Here is a 14,669-nt window from a genome sequence, read left to right on the forward strand (position 1 = left end):
GGCTTGTTTAAAAAACGTCAAAGTTGCCTAAATCGATCCAATCGCTTAAACTTTTCTCATGGAAGAGAGAAGATATGAACTGACCTCCAGCGAGTGGAATCGAATCAAGAGAATGCTGCCGCCCGAACACCCGAAATCAGGTCAACGTGGACGCCCGGCAAAATACGATAACCGCAGGATCATCAATGGGATTCTGTGGCTTGCCAGAAGTGGAGCGCCATGGAGAGATCTTCCGGAGCGTTACGGCAAATGGCAGGCAGTTTACGCACGTTTCAGGCTGTGGAAACAGCGGGGAATATTCGAGGCGATCTTTGCCGCCCTAAGCGCTGATGCCGACATGGAAAATCTCTCTATCGACTCCACGTCCTGCAAAGTACATCAAAGTGCCAACGGGAGAGGGAAAACCCCGGAAGGGGGAAAAAAGGGGCTCAAGCGATTGGCATGTCCAGAGGCGGCAAGAATACGAAAATTCATGCGATAGTAGATGGTTTAGGCAATCCGCTGGCGCTCCTGCTCAGTCCCGGCAATGACCACGATTCCCGCCATGCCGTGTCCTTGCTCGGGCAAGCGGAAATCAGAGGGAGCAACGTCATCGGCGATAAGGCTTACGGTTCGCAAGCCATCAGAGAGTACATTACTTCTCGGGAGGGAAGTTACACTATCCCGCCGAAGAGCGATAATCCCGAACCGTGGTTTATAGATGAGCATGTTTACAAGGAACGACACTTGGTTGAATGTTTCTTTCAGAAAATCAAATGGTTCCGTAGAATTTTCACCCGCTATGACAAACTTGACGCTTCGTTTTCGCTTTTGTTCTTGTCGCTGCCAGTGTTATTTTATTGAAATAATACAAGCTGAAATGTTTTTTAAACAAGCCCTAATATCAGCAAGTTTTTCACCGTCCCGTTTGCACCTTTGTTAGCAGAGCTCTGAAAAAAGTTTGACGGTCGCTTTTCCCTTTTGTATCGCCCAATGATAGGAAGTTTGCTCCGGTGATATGTAATCTTTTCTTGTAAAACGCACAACTATCATTTATCCATAATCACTCTTCATCATCAAGCTTCTCTTCTGGAACAATCCTTGTCTCCTCATACCAATCAACCGGCACAAGTTTTTTGCCTGTATTCTTCCAGTCTTCTATGGTTTCTTCTCTGAAATCATCGTTATCCAACCGGGCATGGTCAACTACAATAACCTGCATTTTTCCATTCAGCTCGGCAACACGATTTCTAATGAATGCAAAAATCTTTGTTACTGCTTGGACATCCATGTCTTCATCCGCAGTAGATCCTTCCGGGAAATACACCTGAGAAGGCTGATCTAAGAACAAGAAATTTGGAACAGGCCGATTATTGTTTATAAAATACTTGTGAAGACCAAACATAGTAATCAAATGAGATCCCAGCCAGTTTGATCCACTCCCCATTTCCTTCAGAGGAATAGGTCTTCCATGATCAACAACGACCGTTACTCTGCCCATATCCAACCTATACGGAGATCCTGCATATTCCATCTCCAGCTCACTCGCCCAGGTAGTCATATCATTTTGAATTACTGAAAGGGCAGAGGAAACCCGATCTTTAACAGAATCATTACTTAGAATAGCATCAATCTCTGCGATCCTATCCTTCAATATCTTTATTTTCTTTTTCACATCAGTTGTATCGTCAGCCAATTGAACGTTTTCAAGCCAATAGCTAATACGACCAAAGACTTTGGCGCGCCTATCATTCAAATCACGAATACGTTCCGCATCCTCCATTTGAATGTATGTTCCCTCTATCTCGGCTCTGATTACCGCTATTTCGTCCTTTATGCCACTTGTTTTTACTTCCTGCTGATCTATATATCGTCTTAACTGTGGCCGTTCCTTTTCAACACGACTAATTGACTGATCAAGCGATCTTATTGACTCTTTAAGCTTTGTAACTCCAGGTGGTTCAGGGTCGAAATCGCCAGAACAAAGTGGACATTTTCCGGGGTTGAAATCAAGTTTTTCAAATAGCCCAATTGACTCTAACCTGACTTTCTGATGCGCCAGTTCACCCCTAAAACCAGATGCATCTGCCAAATAAGAACGCGCCTCACTTATGCTATCCTGAAGGTCACTAAGTTCATCTTCTTTTTCCTTTAATTGTGTTTGAAGGGTGGAAAGGAGATCCATTGAACCTGTAGGCACACTCTGCGTTACTAAGCGAATCTGTTTGAGAGCTTCATAAAGGGCAGTGAAATCAGTTTTATCAATATCATCAATATCCCGAATCAAACCCACTGCTTCTGCTTCAACTAACAAAGCTATTGCCTTCTCTGAACCAGTCCCGCTGATAGCCTCTAATTCTGCTAGTTGTCTTGTTAAAATCCTCAGTTCTCGATCCTTAGTGCGTTTTTCCGTAGCCAACAAAACTGCCTCTTCATTAACAGCACCAAGAAAATATGGCAAGGTATCCCTAATTGCATTAGTGATAGGCAAACCTTCACTTTGCCTATGAAATAAATGGTTTCTGGCTGTAACTTCATCTTGACTCTGGAAGCAGCAGAATAACGAGTGTCTAATGTTAGCTTCCAGCGGATCACGACTTTCATCATCTTCCGGTATATGGATATTTTCTGAAATTCCAATCTGCTTTGTAAGAAGCTTCTCGATACCTTCGACATTTGTATTTGATGAAAAATCCGCTTTTTCCGGAGAGCTTATATCTGTTCCCAATTCATAGTAACAAAACGATGTAGATTGCCTGCCTGGATCGGGATTTTTTCGTGCCACAAATATTCTATTCGTGTTAAATTGAATAAGCAAACCATACCAGACTACATTATCACGAACAACGCCAACAGCAATGTTACAACTACTTCCACCCATGCAATATTCAATGATATCGCCAACAGCAGACTTTCCTGCTTTTGATTCACCTGGTATGATATTCACTTTTCCCGGGTTGAATGACAGTGTGCGCTTTTGTCCGTTCTTCCCATATAGAACCAATTCCAAGATCTGCATCACGGTCTCACCCCCAAACATGTATATATTATTTCAACTTTTCCCGCACCCGCAAACCATCGTCCTACATGTTCGGCTTTTTGCAAGCACTCCGCCACTTCGGGGTCTATGTGCTTCGTTTTGCTGAGTGCTCCAGCAGTTAACACTTTGGATAATTCACCGCTGTCATTCAACCTAATATAGCCAGCCTGCATCATAAATTCGACGGCTTCATTTGTAATTTCCACTAAATCCCTGACACGTTTCCCCAAATTATAAATTAATTCCTGATGCTTCTGAACCCAATTAGTTAGCTGCGTTCGGCTACTTATCTCTGTTCGTATCTGTCGTGGTAAAACCAAAGGCAAAACCAAATAGATAAGTGGAAAAGGAAAATCTCTTTTTGTGTTTTTTTGATATTCAGATATAGTTCCGTAAATCACTCTCCCACAAAATGCAGGGTTGAAGAGATTCTTTACTTCGTCCGGCCTATAATCCCACGCTCTCATTGTTCGTTGACTCCTTCCAGAAGATGCTTAAGCTTTTCAAAGAAATCTACATGCCAACCAACAATTAAGTTGTTTGCGAGTCGATGATACGTTCCCTGCATAACGTAAGAAGCATCAACACGAGATCGAATTCGAATATCATAATCCATTACTCTACGGTATAACTCTTTACCTGCTTTTATTTTCTCCTGCTCTGTGGGATTCTCATAGTCTTTCAGCTCCTCCTCCATATCTGCAAATGCATGTTCCCACGCATCTTTCAACCGATGTTCGTATGTGTCCAATTCATTGGTAAATACAAGTCCCTGCCGAAGCCAACTTGAACGCTGCATTGATGCTTTATAATAGTCCTGAAGAGCCATACGCAGCGACCTACTTTTATATTGAAGAAGCCGAAGCTGTTCCAGAAATATTCTATCTTTTGGATCCAATTCTGCTTCTTCAATTTCATCCAAATCCCAAAATTCGATAGGTAGATTGTCATCACCATACTGCCTTGTTATCTCATAAATCTTAGAATGTAGCTGCCTTTGGGTTGTTATAGTGGGGTCAACTGAGGACAAGGCTTGAACAGATTCCCGAAACCACCACCCTTCAATACGCTCGGTAGCCATTGAAACATGTTCCGGCTTACAAGAATATCTCATCTGTTTCTGGATGTCTTTTTCAACATTCACAATATCACTGGCAGAGGAGATAATCTTAATTCTCTTTACCAGGTTCATGAGAATGTTTTTATCTGTCTGCCTGAATTTGTTGTAAAATTTGGCATTTGTCTTATTAGTGCTATCTTCTGCAACGGTGTTAAGCCGATCATATGCTTTCTGATACTTTTGGTTTTGAATGGCTTCAGCAGCTGAATTGTCTGGAACACCAGCCGTCGTTATGATTACAAAATCCGTGTGATCAAGCAAAGAGAAATCTGCTGATATTGCATCAAACCATACATTCAGAGTCCGCCACAAATCTGTAGAAACATCTGTAAGACTGGCAGGTGTCGTATGATGCTTAGCCTGAATAAGCTGAACAGGTGTACCCTCTTTATCGAAAGCGATGTCATCAAATTTCTCAATAGATATCTGATAACTCGGATCATCACTGCTCATCAGGAGGTTCAGCGCATAGCGCACCTGATACAGGTACCCAAGCATTTGACCTGATGTATTGTGTGATACCATGATTTTCCTCCTAGAATAATGTAGTCGCACTTGTTGACAGATTATTGAACGGGACAATCTGCGATAATGTCAGCATGCAGTGTGAGCGTCGCCGTTTGTTTCCTTGGGGACATTTCCTCGTAAAGGAGAGTGGCGCCTCACCTCTTGCGGCAGTTCACGAATGAGCTGGATGTTGAGACCGAAGGTCTTCTCCGTCTGTCCAAGGAGGTTGTGAGCCGCAGGAAGCGTGAGAATTCACCTGCAAATACGTTGTGGTGAGGTGACTCATGTACTATCTTGGTATTGACATCGGGAAGAACAATCACGAAGCAGGGCTTATCAGGGAGGACGGCAGCCACGTCGGCAAGTCGCTGCGTTTCGCCAATGCTCGGGAGGGCTTTCAGCAGCTTCTGCTCTTTCTCGAACAGAGTCTTCCCGAGCGGGAGGCTTTCTGTATCGGCATGGAGGCGACCGGTCATTACTGGCTCGCGCTCTACTCCTTTCTGCGGGAGCAGGGTTTTGCTCTGCATGTGATCAACCCGATCCAATCCGACAGTCTGAGGAACTTCCACATCCGGAAGCAGAAAACGGATGCGGTCGACTGCTTTCTGGTGGCTGAGGTGATCCGTTTCGGCTCGTTCAGCGAAACTCATCTGGCTGATGAAGATATCATGGCGCTGCGCAATCTGGCCCGTTTCAGAGAGTCGCTCAAGGACTCCTGCGCCGACTACAAGCGACAGGTCGTCACCGTTCTGGATCAGGTGTTTCCGGAGTATGCTGCCTTGTTCTCCAACGTCTTTGGCGAGAGTTCAAAGGCATTTCTCAAGACGTACGGCACTCCGGAACAGGTGGTCGACGTGAACACGAAATCGCTGGCCGCTTTGCTCAGAAAAACCAGCCGGGGCCGGCACGGTACTGACAAAGCCCGTGAGCTCAAGTCTCTGGCGGCGCGTTCGGTCGGCCTGACTCTGTGTTCGGATGCCTTTGCCTTTCAAATCAGGATTCTCATCGAACAGATCGAATTCACGGAGAAGCAGATCGATGAGATCGACAAGAAGATCGCCCGGCAGCTGAGGAAGTTTAGCTCTGTCATCCTCACTGTCCCCGGCGTGGGGCCGGCGACGGGCGCCGTGATCCTCGGTGAGATCGGCGATATCAGTCGTTTCTCCAATCCCAAGAAACTCGTCGCCTTTGCCGGGATCGATCCGACTTCGTTTCAATCGGGGAACTATGTCGGCCAGCACAACCGCTTGTCCAAGAAAGGATCCCCCTACCTGAGACGAGCTGTCTGGATGTCGGCGCTGATAGCAGTCAGATGCGATCCTGTCTTCAAAGCGTTCTACGAAAAGAAGCGCGGTGAGGGGAAAGCGCATGGGACTGCATTGGGGGCTGTGTCGAGAAAACTGCTTTATACGATTTACGCTGTTCTGAAAGCCAACAAACCTTACGAGGTACGCCGCCAGGGCATAGAATGATCCTGTTCCCGCGGGGTTCCCTGCTCGTGTCGCTTCCGTGTGAGCTCGTTCGCGTGCTTGTTTTGTCTGAGTTCTGTCCAATATGCCGTTTTCAGGGGCGCTTTGGCTTTTTCACGCGGGCAACCGGCTAGAAATACTTCGGGCATGAGCTCGAATTTCCTACTTGACTTTTAATAGCTGGTCTCCTTTCTGAATACTCACATCATCTTGACGACAACTTTTCGCTTCTATATGATTCAATATATATAACCCGTCTGCCAGTTGTATCATTGAGGCGTGAAAGGGTAAGTCCTTCGATTATCTTTTCATTCATCACATCCAAGGTTCACTTATCATATTCCTCGAATCAGACAATATTTTTTTATTATGTAAGGAAATTTGTTTCCTTGTTCAATATTCCATTTTTATATCACCGGTTACTGCAGCGATATGTAATCTTTTCTCGCAAAACGCAAAATCATCAAAATATTGTAGTTTTGCGTTCTGGTATCAGGCCATTTCCAATGCCTGTTCATTCAGCAAGAAGTCAAACAAATGCATCATCTGATATCCATCCTCAAGATTCGACAGCGGATTACGGTCCATAGTTATCAGGATCTTCTTGTATCCATCGTCCAGCAGATGAAACGCTGAGACTTCTCTTTCTTTTACCGCTTCATCCTGTATGGTGTAAGAAACCTGCACGTAATATCTCTTGCCACTGAGTTCTTTTGCGATAAAATCTATTTCTTTTTCCCGGTTCTTCCCGATATCAACAATATAACCCCGTCGAAGCAGTTCAAGGTATACCAGATTTTCAATAATATGCGTGATTTCAATCTGCCTGTAATGAATAGCAGCGTTCCGGAGCCCCATGTCAGCAGCATAGTATTTATTCTGAGTCTTTAGGTATTCCTTCCCTTTGATGTCATAACGATCAGATTTATAAAAGAAAAAGGCATCGCAAATATGGCTTAAATATCTGCTGATTGTTTCGTTATCTACTGATTTGAATCCGTTGCTCTTCAGAGTATTAGCAATCTTATTCGTGGAGACATACGCACCGATAGAAGAACAGAGCAGTTCAATTAAAGCAATAAACAGTGCTTCGTTGCGGATATCATAGCGTTCTATCATATCCCTCGTGACCACCGTATTTACCATCATATCCAGATAAGTTCTTTTCTCCTGGTCCTCAGTTTCTCTCACAGCATATGGCAATCCACCAAACTGGATATATTCATCAAAGGCATCCATTTTATCGATCTGTCTGAATGCAAGAAATTCTGCAAACGAAAGTGGGAAAACTTTGATTTCAATGCCCCGGCCACGAAAGATCGTGTTGATATCATGGGACAGCAGTTTGGAATTGGAGCCGATAATATATACATCTGTATTGAATTCCGCCTTGATCGAATTGACTACTTCCTCAAACCCGTCTACAAGCTGAATCTCATCCAAAAATACATAGTACAGCTCCTCATCACAGATGGCCTCGGCTATGTAATGATAAAGCGTATCCCCGTCCCGAAGTGCTTCCCATTTCTTCAGATCAAGCGACACTTTGATGATATGATCCGAAGGAACACCGTCGGACAGAAGATAATCATAGTAAAGTTCATTCAAAAGAACCGACTTCCCACATCTACGGATGCCGGTAATTACCTTTACAATGTCCTTTTTTCGATATCGGACAAGCTTTTCCAAAAGTTGATCTCTCTTGATATACATCTTCCAATCACCTCTCTGCCTGTAATATAAACGCAAAACTTCAAAAAATCAAGAGTTTTGCGTTTTGTGCGTGTATCAAAATATAGAGGACAGAACACTCACAAATTTCTCTGTGAGCTTTCTGCCCTCTGTCGATCAGCATACTGGATCTTTCCCACATACTCTGGCGTATGCACTTCTATAGATTTGCAGCCAAGATCCTCAGAAGTGCTGCTATTTCCGGCTTTCAGAGCCATATCCTCCACCTTCTGATAGGGGATATTTCCCAGCCTGTCTTCATTCCCTTTCTGAGGGATAACCTCCATCATTAGTTTCAGCTTCATGGCTTCATAATCGGACAGCTCTCCAACATTAAACTGGGGAGTGCGATCCACGACCTTCATAAGCTACACTTCCACCTCTCCCAAAATGTCCTTATACGGACGGCCTGCTTCATAGGCCTGAAAAGCACCGGTCATGTTGAGGTTGGCCTCAACCGGGGAATCGCCGCTGCGGAAAGAAAGTCCTCGGTAGGATTCACCCTGAAGCTTCTCCACATCCCGGATCCCGATCCTTACGTCAGCAAGTTCCGGCTGGAGATCTTTGTCAAACCGTGCCGTCAGATCTTCTTTCATTTGTTCCAAAAACTGCTCATAATTCATCTGATGTCCTCCTTTTCGTGAAATAATAAAAGGCCGGTCAGATTTTCTCCGAAGAAGATCCAACTGGCCTATGTAAGGTAAAACAGATGAATAAAAAATATTGCCTGCCACAGCATTGTACTCGTGCAACCGAAGTATTTTGTTAGCAAGTTTTTTTAGGGATTTTTTGCTCTTGTTAGCAAAACGATGATTTTGTTAGCAAAATGGGCGATTTTTGCTAACATATTAGCTGGCTAACAGAAATCGATGGGTTTTATGTTAAAGATGAGAAAAGCGGAAAACCAAGAAATCTTGATTTTCCGCGGAATTTCTGGCGTCCCCGAGAGGATTTGAACCTCCGACCTCACGCTTAGGAGGCGCGCGCTCTATCCAACTGAGCTACGAGGACTTGTATAAAATTGACGTTTCAGCTCTTATTTTATCGGTTTTTTCGAACTCACAGCCGATATGAGTTTTTCGATAGGCAGATGGTCCGCAATCACCTTAGGAGGCAGTCGCTCTATCCATCTGGGCTACGGGGTCGTTCTCAAAAGCGGGTTCATCATAACACAAGCGCTTCAAAGCCGCAAGGAACGAACGCGGGCTTCCTTACTTCCCGACGGTCCACGGCGCGTCGGGATCCGCCACGATCACGGTTTTATTCAGCGCGCGCGTTTCGTTGCAGCGAAAGCAGTCGTACAGATGATCGTTGATCATGCCGCAGGCTTCGAGAAAGGAGAACATGCTCACCGTGCCGACGAATTTGAAGCCGCGCCGGCGCAGGTCGCCGCTGAACGCGTCGGAGAGGGCGCTGCGCGTCAGGCGCTGTTTCTGATAGGCGGGATAGATCACGGTGCGCCCGCCCGTGAAGCTCCAGACGTACGCGGCGAAGCTGCCGAATTCCCGGCGCACGTCGAGAAAGCGCCGGGCGTTGTTCACAACGGCGCGCACTTTGCGTTCGGCGTGGATCATCTCGGGATCGGCCATGATGCGGGCGACCGTTTCGTCGTCGTATCCGGCCACCTGAGCGTAATCGAACCGGCTGAAATTGCGCGCGAAGCACCGGCGCTTGCGCAGCATCAGCAGCCAGCTCAGCCCGCAGCTCATGGATTCCATCAGCAGATGTTCGAAAAGGACTTTGTCGTCATGCTGCGGCACGCCCCATTCCCCGTCGTGATATTTTCTCAGCAGCGGGTCGGCACCGCTCCACGGGCAGCGCTTTTCAGACGTCATAGGCTCCTCCGCTCACTGCGCAATGGTTCGTTCCCCGCAAGGGCTGCGGAATTCGCACGGCACCGCCGTCTGACACTTGCCGCAGCCATAGCGCGGCGCGTATTTTCGCTTCTGCGTTGCCAGATAAGCGGCGCACAACGGATGCTTCTTTCCCTGTCTCAGCGAAATCGCGTGCGCCGGGCAGCGACGCACGCACGCCCCGCACTGGATGCAGCGCTCGTAAACAGCGTCGTATTCTCGCGACGTCGGTTCAATCTGCGCTTCCACCACCACGCTGCCCAAGCGGCCGGCCATGCCCTTTTCCGTGATCAGCCCCTTGCTGAGCCCAAACGTTCCCAAGCCGGCGGCAAAAGCGACATGACGCTCGGACCAGTTGCTCGCGTAGGTATCCGCACTGACGCCGGGGAATCCAGCCAGCGTCCCCTGTCCGCCGCGCGCCACTCGAAAGCGACTATCCCGCGACGGCGCCACAGCGCGGACGCCTTGAGCCTGCAGCCACGCGCAGAGCTCGTCCAACAGAGAGGAGAGGAACTCCTGCCCCTCGATACGGCCGTAAAGCCACTCCAATGAGGTCCGCTCGGGCGCGATGCGGTTGCTCGCTCTCACGCGCTCGGAGAACGGAAAAAAGAAGGACAGCACGCTGCGCGCCTCCGGCAGCCAGTCCCGCGGCGAAAGATGCCATGGCCCCACCACTTCCGCACTCTTGAACTTCTCAAAAAGAGGATCATCCGCCGCGGCGATGCCGATCAGCGGCCTGTCAAAAAAAACCGTTCCCGCCAGTTCAGGGTGTCCGTCCGCCATTGCCGCGGTAAGCACGTTGCCCGAGCCGGCGGCAAAACGCTCTTTCATCCACGCATCCAACTGTACGCGGTTCATTCGAAGAAACCTCCTTTGCTCACGCCCCCCGCCAGGGGAGCGCAAAAAATCGTTTCAGCCGTTTGTACGCTATGAACGCCAGCAGCGACGTGACGCCATATTTGAACAGGTTGAACGGCAGCAGCGCGTAGACCATCAGCGTATAAAGATCCGTCACCGCGGCATTGGCGGCGTGCCCCATGCCGATCACCGTCTCCATTTTCAGTCCCAGCAGGCGCGCGTAAGCGGGAAAAAAGACGAAAAAGTTGCCCAGCACGATCAGCGACGAAGCGCACAGCGTGCCCCAAAGCAGCGCCTGCGCAGCGGCGCGTTTCGTGCGCCGGCGGCCGTACAAAAGCGCCGCGGGCACGACGTAGCACAGACTGCCCCACAGGTTTGCCGCCTCGCCGACGCCCATGGTCGTCGTGCCGTTGAGCAGGAAATTGAGCGTTACCTTGACGACCGCCGCAAAAGCTCCGGCGCCGGGACCCATCATGCAGCCGCCGAGGATCACCGGCAGCTCGGAAAGATCGAACTTCACGAACGGCGGCACAAAAGGCACCGGAAATTCGAGAATCATCAGCAGCGCGCCGACCGCTCCAAGCATACCCGTCAGAACAAGCGAATGCAGCGAAAAACGCCGGCAGCGCGCCAGCGACATGGTGTCATCCTTCATCCAAGTCCCTCGCAGAATACCGAAATGATTTTCTTGCGAATATCATACTCCGTCCCGCTCAATTTACCAATCGTCAGTTTTTCCATCTTGGTCGAGATCATAAAAATTCGGAACGCCCGGCAACAGGCGTTCCGAATTTTCTTGTGTCCATACTGATCCTGATTTTCAATAAAAAGACATCGTTGAAACGCCGCACAGAGCATGCTCTACGACGCGGCACAAGCCCTTCAGAGCGCTTCGAAAATCGTATCTTCATTGAGCTCTTTTATTTGAGAACGAGTATCAATCAAACGACGGCAGGCAATGGAAAACTTTCAACAACGGCTGCGAAGCGCCGAAAACGCGCTGCGTTTCCTCGCAGTCGAGCGCCAGCTGCTTCATCAGGCTCATGCGCCCGCTGAAGCGCGTCATCAGGCGCAGCCGCTTCAAAAAGGCCAGCAGCGGCCGGCGGCCGTACAGATCGCCGTGAAAACCGAGCACGTGCGTTTCGATGTGCAGGCTGCCCTGAACGAGAAACGTCGGATTGCGCCCGACCGAAACAGCCGCCGGCCACCATCGGCCTTCGTGCCACATCGCGCCGGCATACACGGCCTCGCCGGGCGTCAGTTTCTTCTCGTCGGGAAGCATGTTCGCCGTAGGATAGCCCATGGCGCGGCCGCGGCGCTCGCCGCTCACCACCCGGGAAAAGAGGAACCACGGATAACCGAGCAGTTCGGCCGCCTGATCCACGTTGCCCGCCTGCACCATGTCGCGGACGCGCGTGCTGCTGACGACGATGCCGTCGTCCATGACCAGCTGCGGCATCAGCGCCAGATCCAGGCCGTGCCCGGCGCAGTAGCGCGTGAGAAATTCGCCGTCGCCGGAGCGACCGCGCCCGAAGCGGAACTCGCGCCCGACGACGATCCCCGTCACGTCAAGACGCGCGCGCAGTTCGTCGAGGAACTGCCGCGGCTCCGTCGAGGCGAATTCTCTGGTAAAGGGGATCTCCAGCGGCTCGGGAATGTCGAAGTTGCGGCGCAGGAACGCGGTGTCCTCGCGCGTGAAAAGCCGGGCCTTCAGTCCGCCCAGCACATAACGGGGATGCGGCGAAAAGGTCACGACTTTCCATTCGGTATGAGCGCGCGCGGCCATTTTCCGCGCCTGACGGAACAGGGAAAAATGGCCGCGGTGATAGCCGTCGAAGGCCCCGATGCAGACGATCACAGGCGCACCGCCGTGGGGATGTTGGCCTGCGGGCAGATTACGGCGCGGCCGTTTTCGACTCTCAGCGCGCCGAGGCAGAGATGCTCTTTGCCCACGACCATCACGCCCTCGTCCACCGGCACCACGCCGGGATTGCGGAACCGCATGAAACTCACGTACACGCCGAGGCCGTTGCTCAGCCGCTTCTCGCAGAAAGCGTTGGCGTCGTAACTGTAATACTGGGAAGCCAGCGATTCGACGGACTGGATGCGGGCGGCGAGCTCCGCTTCGCTCGCGGGAGCCTGCGGATTGTAGGGCAGCGCCTCTTCGGCGCGGTAACAGCCCACGTTCAGGCGGCGCAGTCCCGACAGATGCGCGCCCGCTCCCAGCGCGCGGCCGAGGTCGCGCGCCAGGCTGCGCACGTACGTGCCGCGGTGGCAGCGCACCAGCAGACGGGCTGCGCCCGTTTCGTCGCGGCCGAGATAGCGGATCGAAGTGACGTTCACGGGCCGGGGCCGGATATCCGGTTCCCGTCCGGAACGCGCCAGCTTGTGGGCGCGCGCGCCGTCCACCTTCACCGCGGAGACGCGCGGCGGCGTTTGCAGGCGCACGCCCTGAAAAGCCGGCAGCGCGCCCAGCAGCGCCGGCTCGTCGTAAGCGGCCGGCGCCGGCTCGCTCAGCGGCTCGCCGGTCGCGTCGTCGGTACTGGTCTCCCAGCCGAACGTCACGCGCGCCAGATAACTTTTCGGCAGATTCATCACTGCTTCGCTCAGGCGCGTGGCGCTCCCGGCCAGCAACACAAGCGTTCCCGACGCCGAGGTGTCCAGCGTGCCGGCGTGTCCGATTTTCTGTTTCCGTCCGCCGAGCGCCTTCGACACCGCGGTAACGCAGCCGCGGCTGGGCGCGCCGTAAATTTTGTCGAGAACGAGGATCCCGTTATACACGGCTCAGTTCCTCTTCCAGGGCTTTCAGCCCTCTTCGAGGGGCAGATGGATCTTGCAGCCGGCCGCGTAACGGTGGCCGCCGCCGTTCCACTTCGCGGCAATCGCCTGGGCGGAAACGGGGCCGCGGGAGCGGACGCTGCAGCGCAGACAGTCTTTGATCTCGCTGACCATCACGGTGACGTCGGCGCCTTTCATATGCGTCAACATGTTGATAAGACCTTCGGTGTCGCTTTCGAGCGCTCCCGTCTCGCGGAAATCGTCGCGCGTGATCCACGAGAGCGCGGCACGCGCGCCGACCGGTCTGACGCGGGCCATGCAGCGTCCCCACAGGTGCAGTTTCGCCGGCGTATCGTTGAAATGCAGCCGTTCGTCCAGTGTGGCGGGGACCGCGCCGGCTCTGATCAGTTCCGCAGCCACGCGCATGGTGTCGGCGGTGGTGTTGGAAAACTTGAACCAGCCGCAGTCCGTCGCGATCGACACGTAGAGCGCTTCGGCGATGTCCGCGTCGAGCGCGCAGCCGAGCGCGAGGACGACCGCGTAAATCATCTCGCCGGTCGCCGCGGCATGCGGCTCGATCCAGTTCACCTCGGCGCCGAACCGTTCGTTGCTTTCGTGATGATCGATGCTGATGCGCGGTTCCAATCCGGGCACGCCGCGGTCGCGGGCGCTGACGTCGACGGCGATCACGCAGCGTCCGTCGTCGGTCGCGGAAGCGCCGGCCCGGTACTCGCCGCTGTGGGGCAGAAAGGCGTACAGCGGCGGCAGCGGATCGACGCCGCCCCAGATCACGTCGCGCCCCAGTTTTTTCCCGGCCGAAACAAGGGCGCTGCCGCAGCCGAGCGTGTCGCCGTCGGGCTTGACGTGGCAGACGACGCGCCATTTCGGCTCGGCCAGAAGGATACGCGCGATCTTCTCGGCTTCAGTCATCGGATTCCTCCGATGCGTCTTCTAACGCTTCCGATTCCTCAGGCGGCAGCTCGGCGCTGATGCGGTCGAGCACGCGGTCCATCTCGCGGGCCAGCTCTTCGCTGTCGTCGAATCTGAACGTCAGCTCCGGCACGGTACGGTACGACAGCACGCGTCCCAGCAACGAACGCACGTAGCCCGAAACTTTTTCGAGCAACTTGGCGACCTCGGCGCGTCCTTCCTCGCGGAGCGTGGTGTAATAGACCTTGGCGTACTTCAGATCTTTCGAACACTCCACCGAGGTGACGATCACCTCGGCCAGTTTCTCGTCGCGCACTTCGCGCGAGAGGATCAGCGAAATCTCGCGCTGGAGCTGGCTGTTGATTCTTCCCATTCTGAAACGAGGCATCCGTTTCCTTCCTCTC

The 14,669-nt window shown here is 51.7% G+C and carries 14 protein-coding genes, 1 tRNA gene and 1 pseudogene; 2 read left to right on the forward strand and 14 right to left on the reverse strand.

Annotated features, from left to right (window positions below):
* Nucleotides 1-58 precede the first annotated feature (58 nt).
* Nucleotides 59-848 (forward strand): annotated as a pseudogene (locus RAH42_RS09465) (IS5 family transposase).
* Between the two features lie 194 nt (nt 849-1,042).
* Here RAH42_RS09465 and RAH42_RS09470 read toward each other — a convergent pair.
* The 3 genes from RAH42_RS09470 to RAH42_RS09480 are packed head-to-tail and all read right to left on the reverse strand — an operon-like array spanning nt 1,043 to nt 4,664.
* Complete coding sequence (locus RAH42_RS09470) at nt 1,043-2,998, reverse strand: DUF3732 domain-containing protein (protein ID WP_317539341.1); 1,956 nt, start codon at nt 2,996-2,998, stop codon at nt 1,043-1,045.
* A complete protein-coding gene (locus tag RAH42_RS09475) occupies nt 2,998-3,486 on the reverse strand; it encodes a three component ABC system middle component (protein WP_317539342.1) in 489 nt (162 codons plus the stop codon). The genes RAH42_RS09470 and RAH42_RS09475 overlap by 1 nt, the downstream gene beginning before the upstream one ends.
* On the reverse strand, nt 3,483-4,664 hold the full coding sequence (locus tag RAH42_RS09480; protein WP_317539343.1) for an ABC-three component system protein: 1,182 nt from the start codon (nt 4,662-4,664) through the stop codon (nt 3,483-3,485). Before RAH42_RS09480 ends, RAH42_RS09475 begins: the two co-directional genes overlap by 4 nt.
* Nucleotides 4,665-4,930: 266 nt before the next feature.
* Here RAH42_RS09480 and RAH42_RS09485 point away from each other — a divergent pair, with 266 nt between their 5' ends.
* Complete coding sequence (locus RAH42_RS09485; RefSeq protein WP_078017176.1) at nt 4,931-6,118, forward strand: IS110 family transposase; 1,188 nt, start codon at nt 4,931-4,933, stop codon at nt 6,116-6,118.
* 489 nt (nt 6,119-6,607) lie between these two features.
* Here RAH42_RS09485 and RAH42_RS09490 read toward each other — a convergent pair whose 3' ends face one another.
* The 11 genes from RAH42_RS09490 to rbfA form a co-directional block, all read right to left on the reverse strand.
* Nucleotides 6,608-7,828: an ATP-binding protein gene (locus RAH42_RS09490; RefSeq protein ID WP_317539344.1), complete on the reverse strand. Its 1,221-nt coding sequence runs from the start codon at nt 7,826-7,828 to the stop codon at nt 6,608-6,610.
* A 98-nt stretch (nt 7,829-7,926) separates the two neighbouring features.
* A complete protein-coding gene (locus RAH42_RS09495) occupies nt 7,927-8,211 on the reverse strand; it encodes a hypothetical protein (RefSeq protein WP_317539345.1) in 285 nt (94 codons plus the stop codon).
* A gap of 3 nt (nt 8,212-8,214) precedes the next feature.
* Complete coding sequence (locus RAH42_RS09500; protein ID WP_120373136.1) at nt 8,215-8,469, reverse strand: DUF5688 family protein; 255 nt, start codon at nt 8,467-8,469, stop codon at nt 8,215-8,217.
* Nucleotides 8,470-8,780: 311 nt separating this feature from the next.
* Nucleotides 8,781-8,857 (reverse strand) — tRNA-Arg (locus RAH42_RS09505).
* Nucleotides 8,858-9,057: 200 nt separating this feature from the next.
* Nucleotides 9,058-9,681 carry a DNA-3-methyladenine glycosylase I gene (locus tag RAH42_RS09510; RefSeq protein WP_317539346.1) on the reverse strand — a complete coding sequence of 208 codons (624 nt, stop codon included), beginning with the start codon at nt 9,679-9,681 and terminating at the stop codon, nt 9,058-9,060.
* 12 nt (nt 9,682-9,693) lie between these two features.
* A complete protein-coding gene (locus tag RAH42_RS09515) occupies nt 9,694-10,557 on the reverse strand; it encodes a 4Fe-4S binding protein (protein WP_317539347.1) in 864 nt (287 codons plus the stop codon).
* Between the two features lie 19 nt (nt 10,558-10,576).
* Entirely contained in the window at nt 10,577-11,212 is a 636-nt protein-coding gene (locus RAH42_RS09520) for an ECF transporter S component (protein ID WP_317539348.1), read from the reverse strand.
* Between the two features lie 282 nt (nt 11,213-11,494).
* On the reverse strand, nt 11,495-12,415 hold the full coding sequence (gene ribF, locus RAH42_RS09525; protein WP_317539349.1) for a riboflavin biosynthesis protein RibF: 921 nt from the start codon (nt 12,413-12,415) through the stop codon (nt 11,495-11,497).
* Nucleotides 12,412-13,338 (reverse strand): tRNA pseudouridine(55) synthase TruB, encoded by a 927-nt coding sequence (truB, locus tag RAH42_RS09530; RefSeq protein WP_296427723.1) that lies wholly within the window; start codon nt 13,336-13,338, stop codon nt 12,412-12,414. The genes ribF and truB overlap by 4 nt, the downstream gene beginning before the upstream one ends.
* A 24-nt stretch (nt 13,339-13,362) precedes the next feature.
* Nucleotides 13,363-14,265, reverse strand: a complete 903-nt coding sequence (locus RAH42_RS09535; protein WP_317539350.1) for a DHH family phosphoesterase — start codon at nt 14,263-14,265, stop codon at nt 13,363-13,365.
* Nucleotides 14,258-14,653, reverse strand: a complete 396-nt coding sequence (gene rbfA / locus RAH42_RS09540; RefSeq protein ID WP_296427727.1) for a 30S ribosome-binding factor RbfA — start codon at nt 14,651-14,653, stop codon at nt 14,258-14,260. The genes RAH42_RS09535 and rbfA overlap by 8 nt, the downstream gene beginning before the upstream one ends.
* Nucleotides 14,654-14,669: the final 16 nt, after the last annotated feature.

This window comes from Pyramidobacter sp. YE332, from assembly GCF_033060595.1.
In the GTDB taxonomy this organism is placed as follows: Bacteria; Synergistota; Synergistia; order Synergistales; family Dethiosulfovibrionaceae; genus Pyramidobacter.

What these genes read in the sequence shown, in the direction of transcription:
- RAH42_RS09500 (WP_120373136.1), bottom strand. Translation starts at nt 8,469, where the DNA reads ATGAATTATGAGCAGTTTTTGGAACAAATGAAAGAAGATCTGACGGCA.
- RAH42_RS09515 (WP_317539347.1), bottom strand. Translation starts at nt 10,557, where the DNA reads ATGAACCGCGTACAGTTGGATGCGTGGATGAAAGAGCGTTTTGCCGCC.
- RAH42_RS09470 (WP_317539341.1), bottom strand. Translation starts at nt 2,998, where the DNA reads ATGCAGATCTTGGAATTGGTTCTATATGGGAAGAACGGACAAAAGCGC.
- RAH42_RS09475 (WP_317539342.1), bottom strand. Translation starts at nt 3,486, where the DNA reads ATGAGAGCGTGGGATTATAGGCCGGACGAAGTAAAGAATCTCTTCAAC.
- RAH42_RS09485 (WP_078017176.1), top strand. Translation starts at nt 4,931, where the DNA reads ATGTACTATCTTGGTATTGACATCGGGAAGAACAATCACGAAGCAGGG.
- RAH42_RS09535 (WP_317539350.1), bottom strand. Translation starts at nt 14,265, where the DNA reads ATGACTGAAGCCGAGAAGATCGCGCGTATCCTTCTGGCCGAGCCGAAA.
- RAH42_RS09520 (WP_317539348.1), bottom strand. Translation starts at nt 11,212, where the DNA reads ATGAAGGATGACACCATGTCGCTGGCGCGCTGCCGGCGTTTTTCGCTG.
- RAH42_RS09490 (WP_317539344.1), bottom strand. Translation starts at nt 7,828, where the DNA reads ATGTATATCAAGAGAGATCAACTTTTGGAAAAGCTTGTCCGATATCGA.
- RAH42_RS09510 (WP_317539346.1), bottom strand. Translation starts at nt 9,681, where the DNA reads ATGACGTCTGAAAAGCGCTGCCCGTGGAGCGGTGCCGACCCGCTGCTG.
- RAH42_RS09495 (WP_317539345.1), bottom strand. Translation starts at nt 8,211, where the DNA reads ATGAAGGTCGTGGATCGCACTCCCCAGTTTAATGTTGGAGAGCTGTCC.
- RAH42_RS09480 (WP_317539343.1), bottom strand. Translation starts at nt 4,664, where the DNA reads ATGGTATCACACAATACATCAGGTCAAATGCTTGGGTACCTGTATCAG.
- rbfA (WP_296427727.1), bottom strand. Translation starts at nt 14,653, where the DNA reads ATGCCTCGTTTCAGAATGGGAAGAATCAACAGCCAGCTCCAGCGCGAG.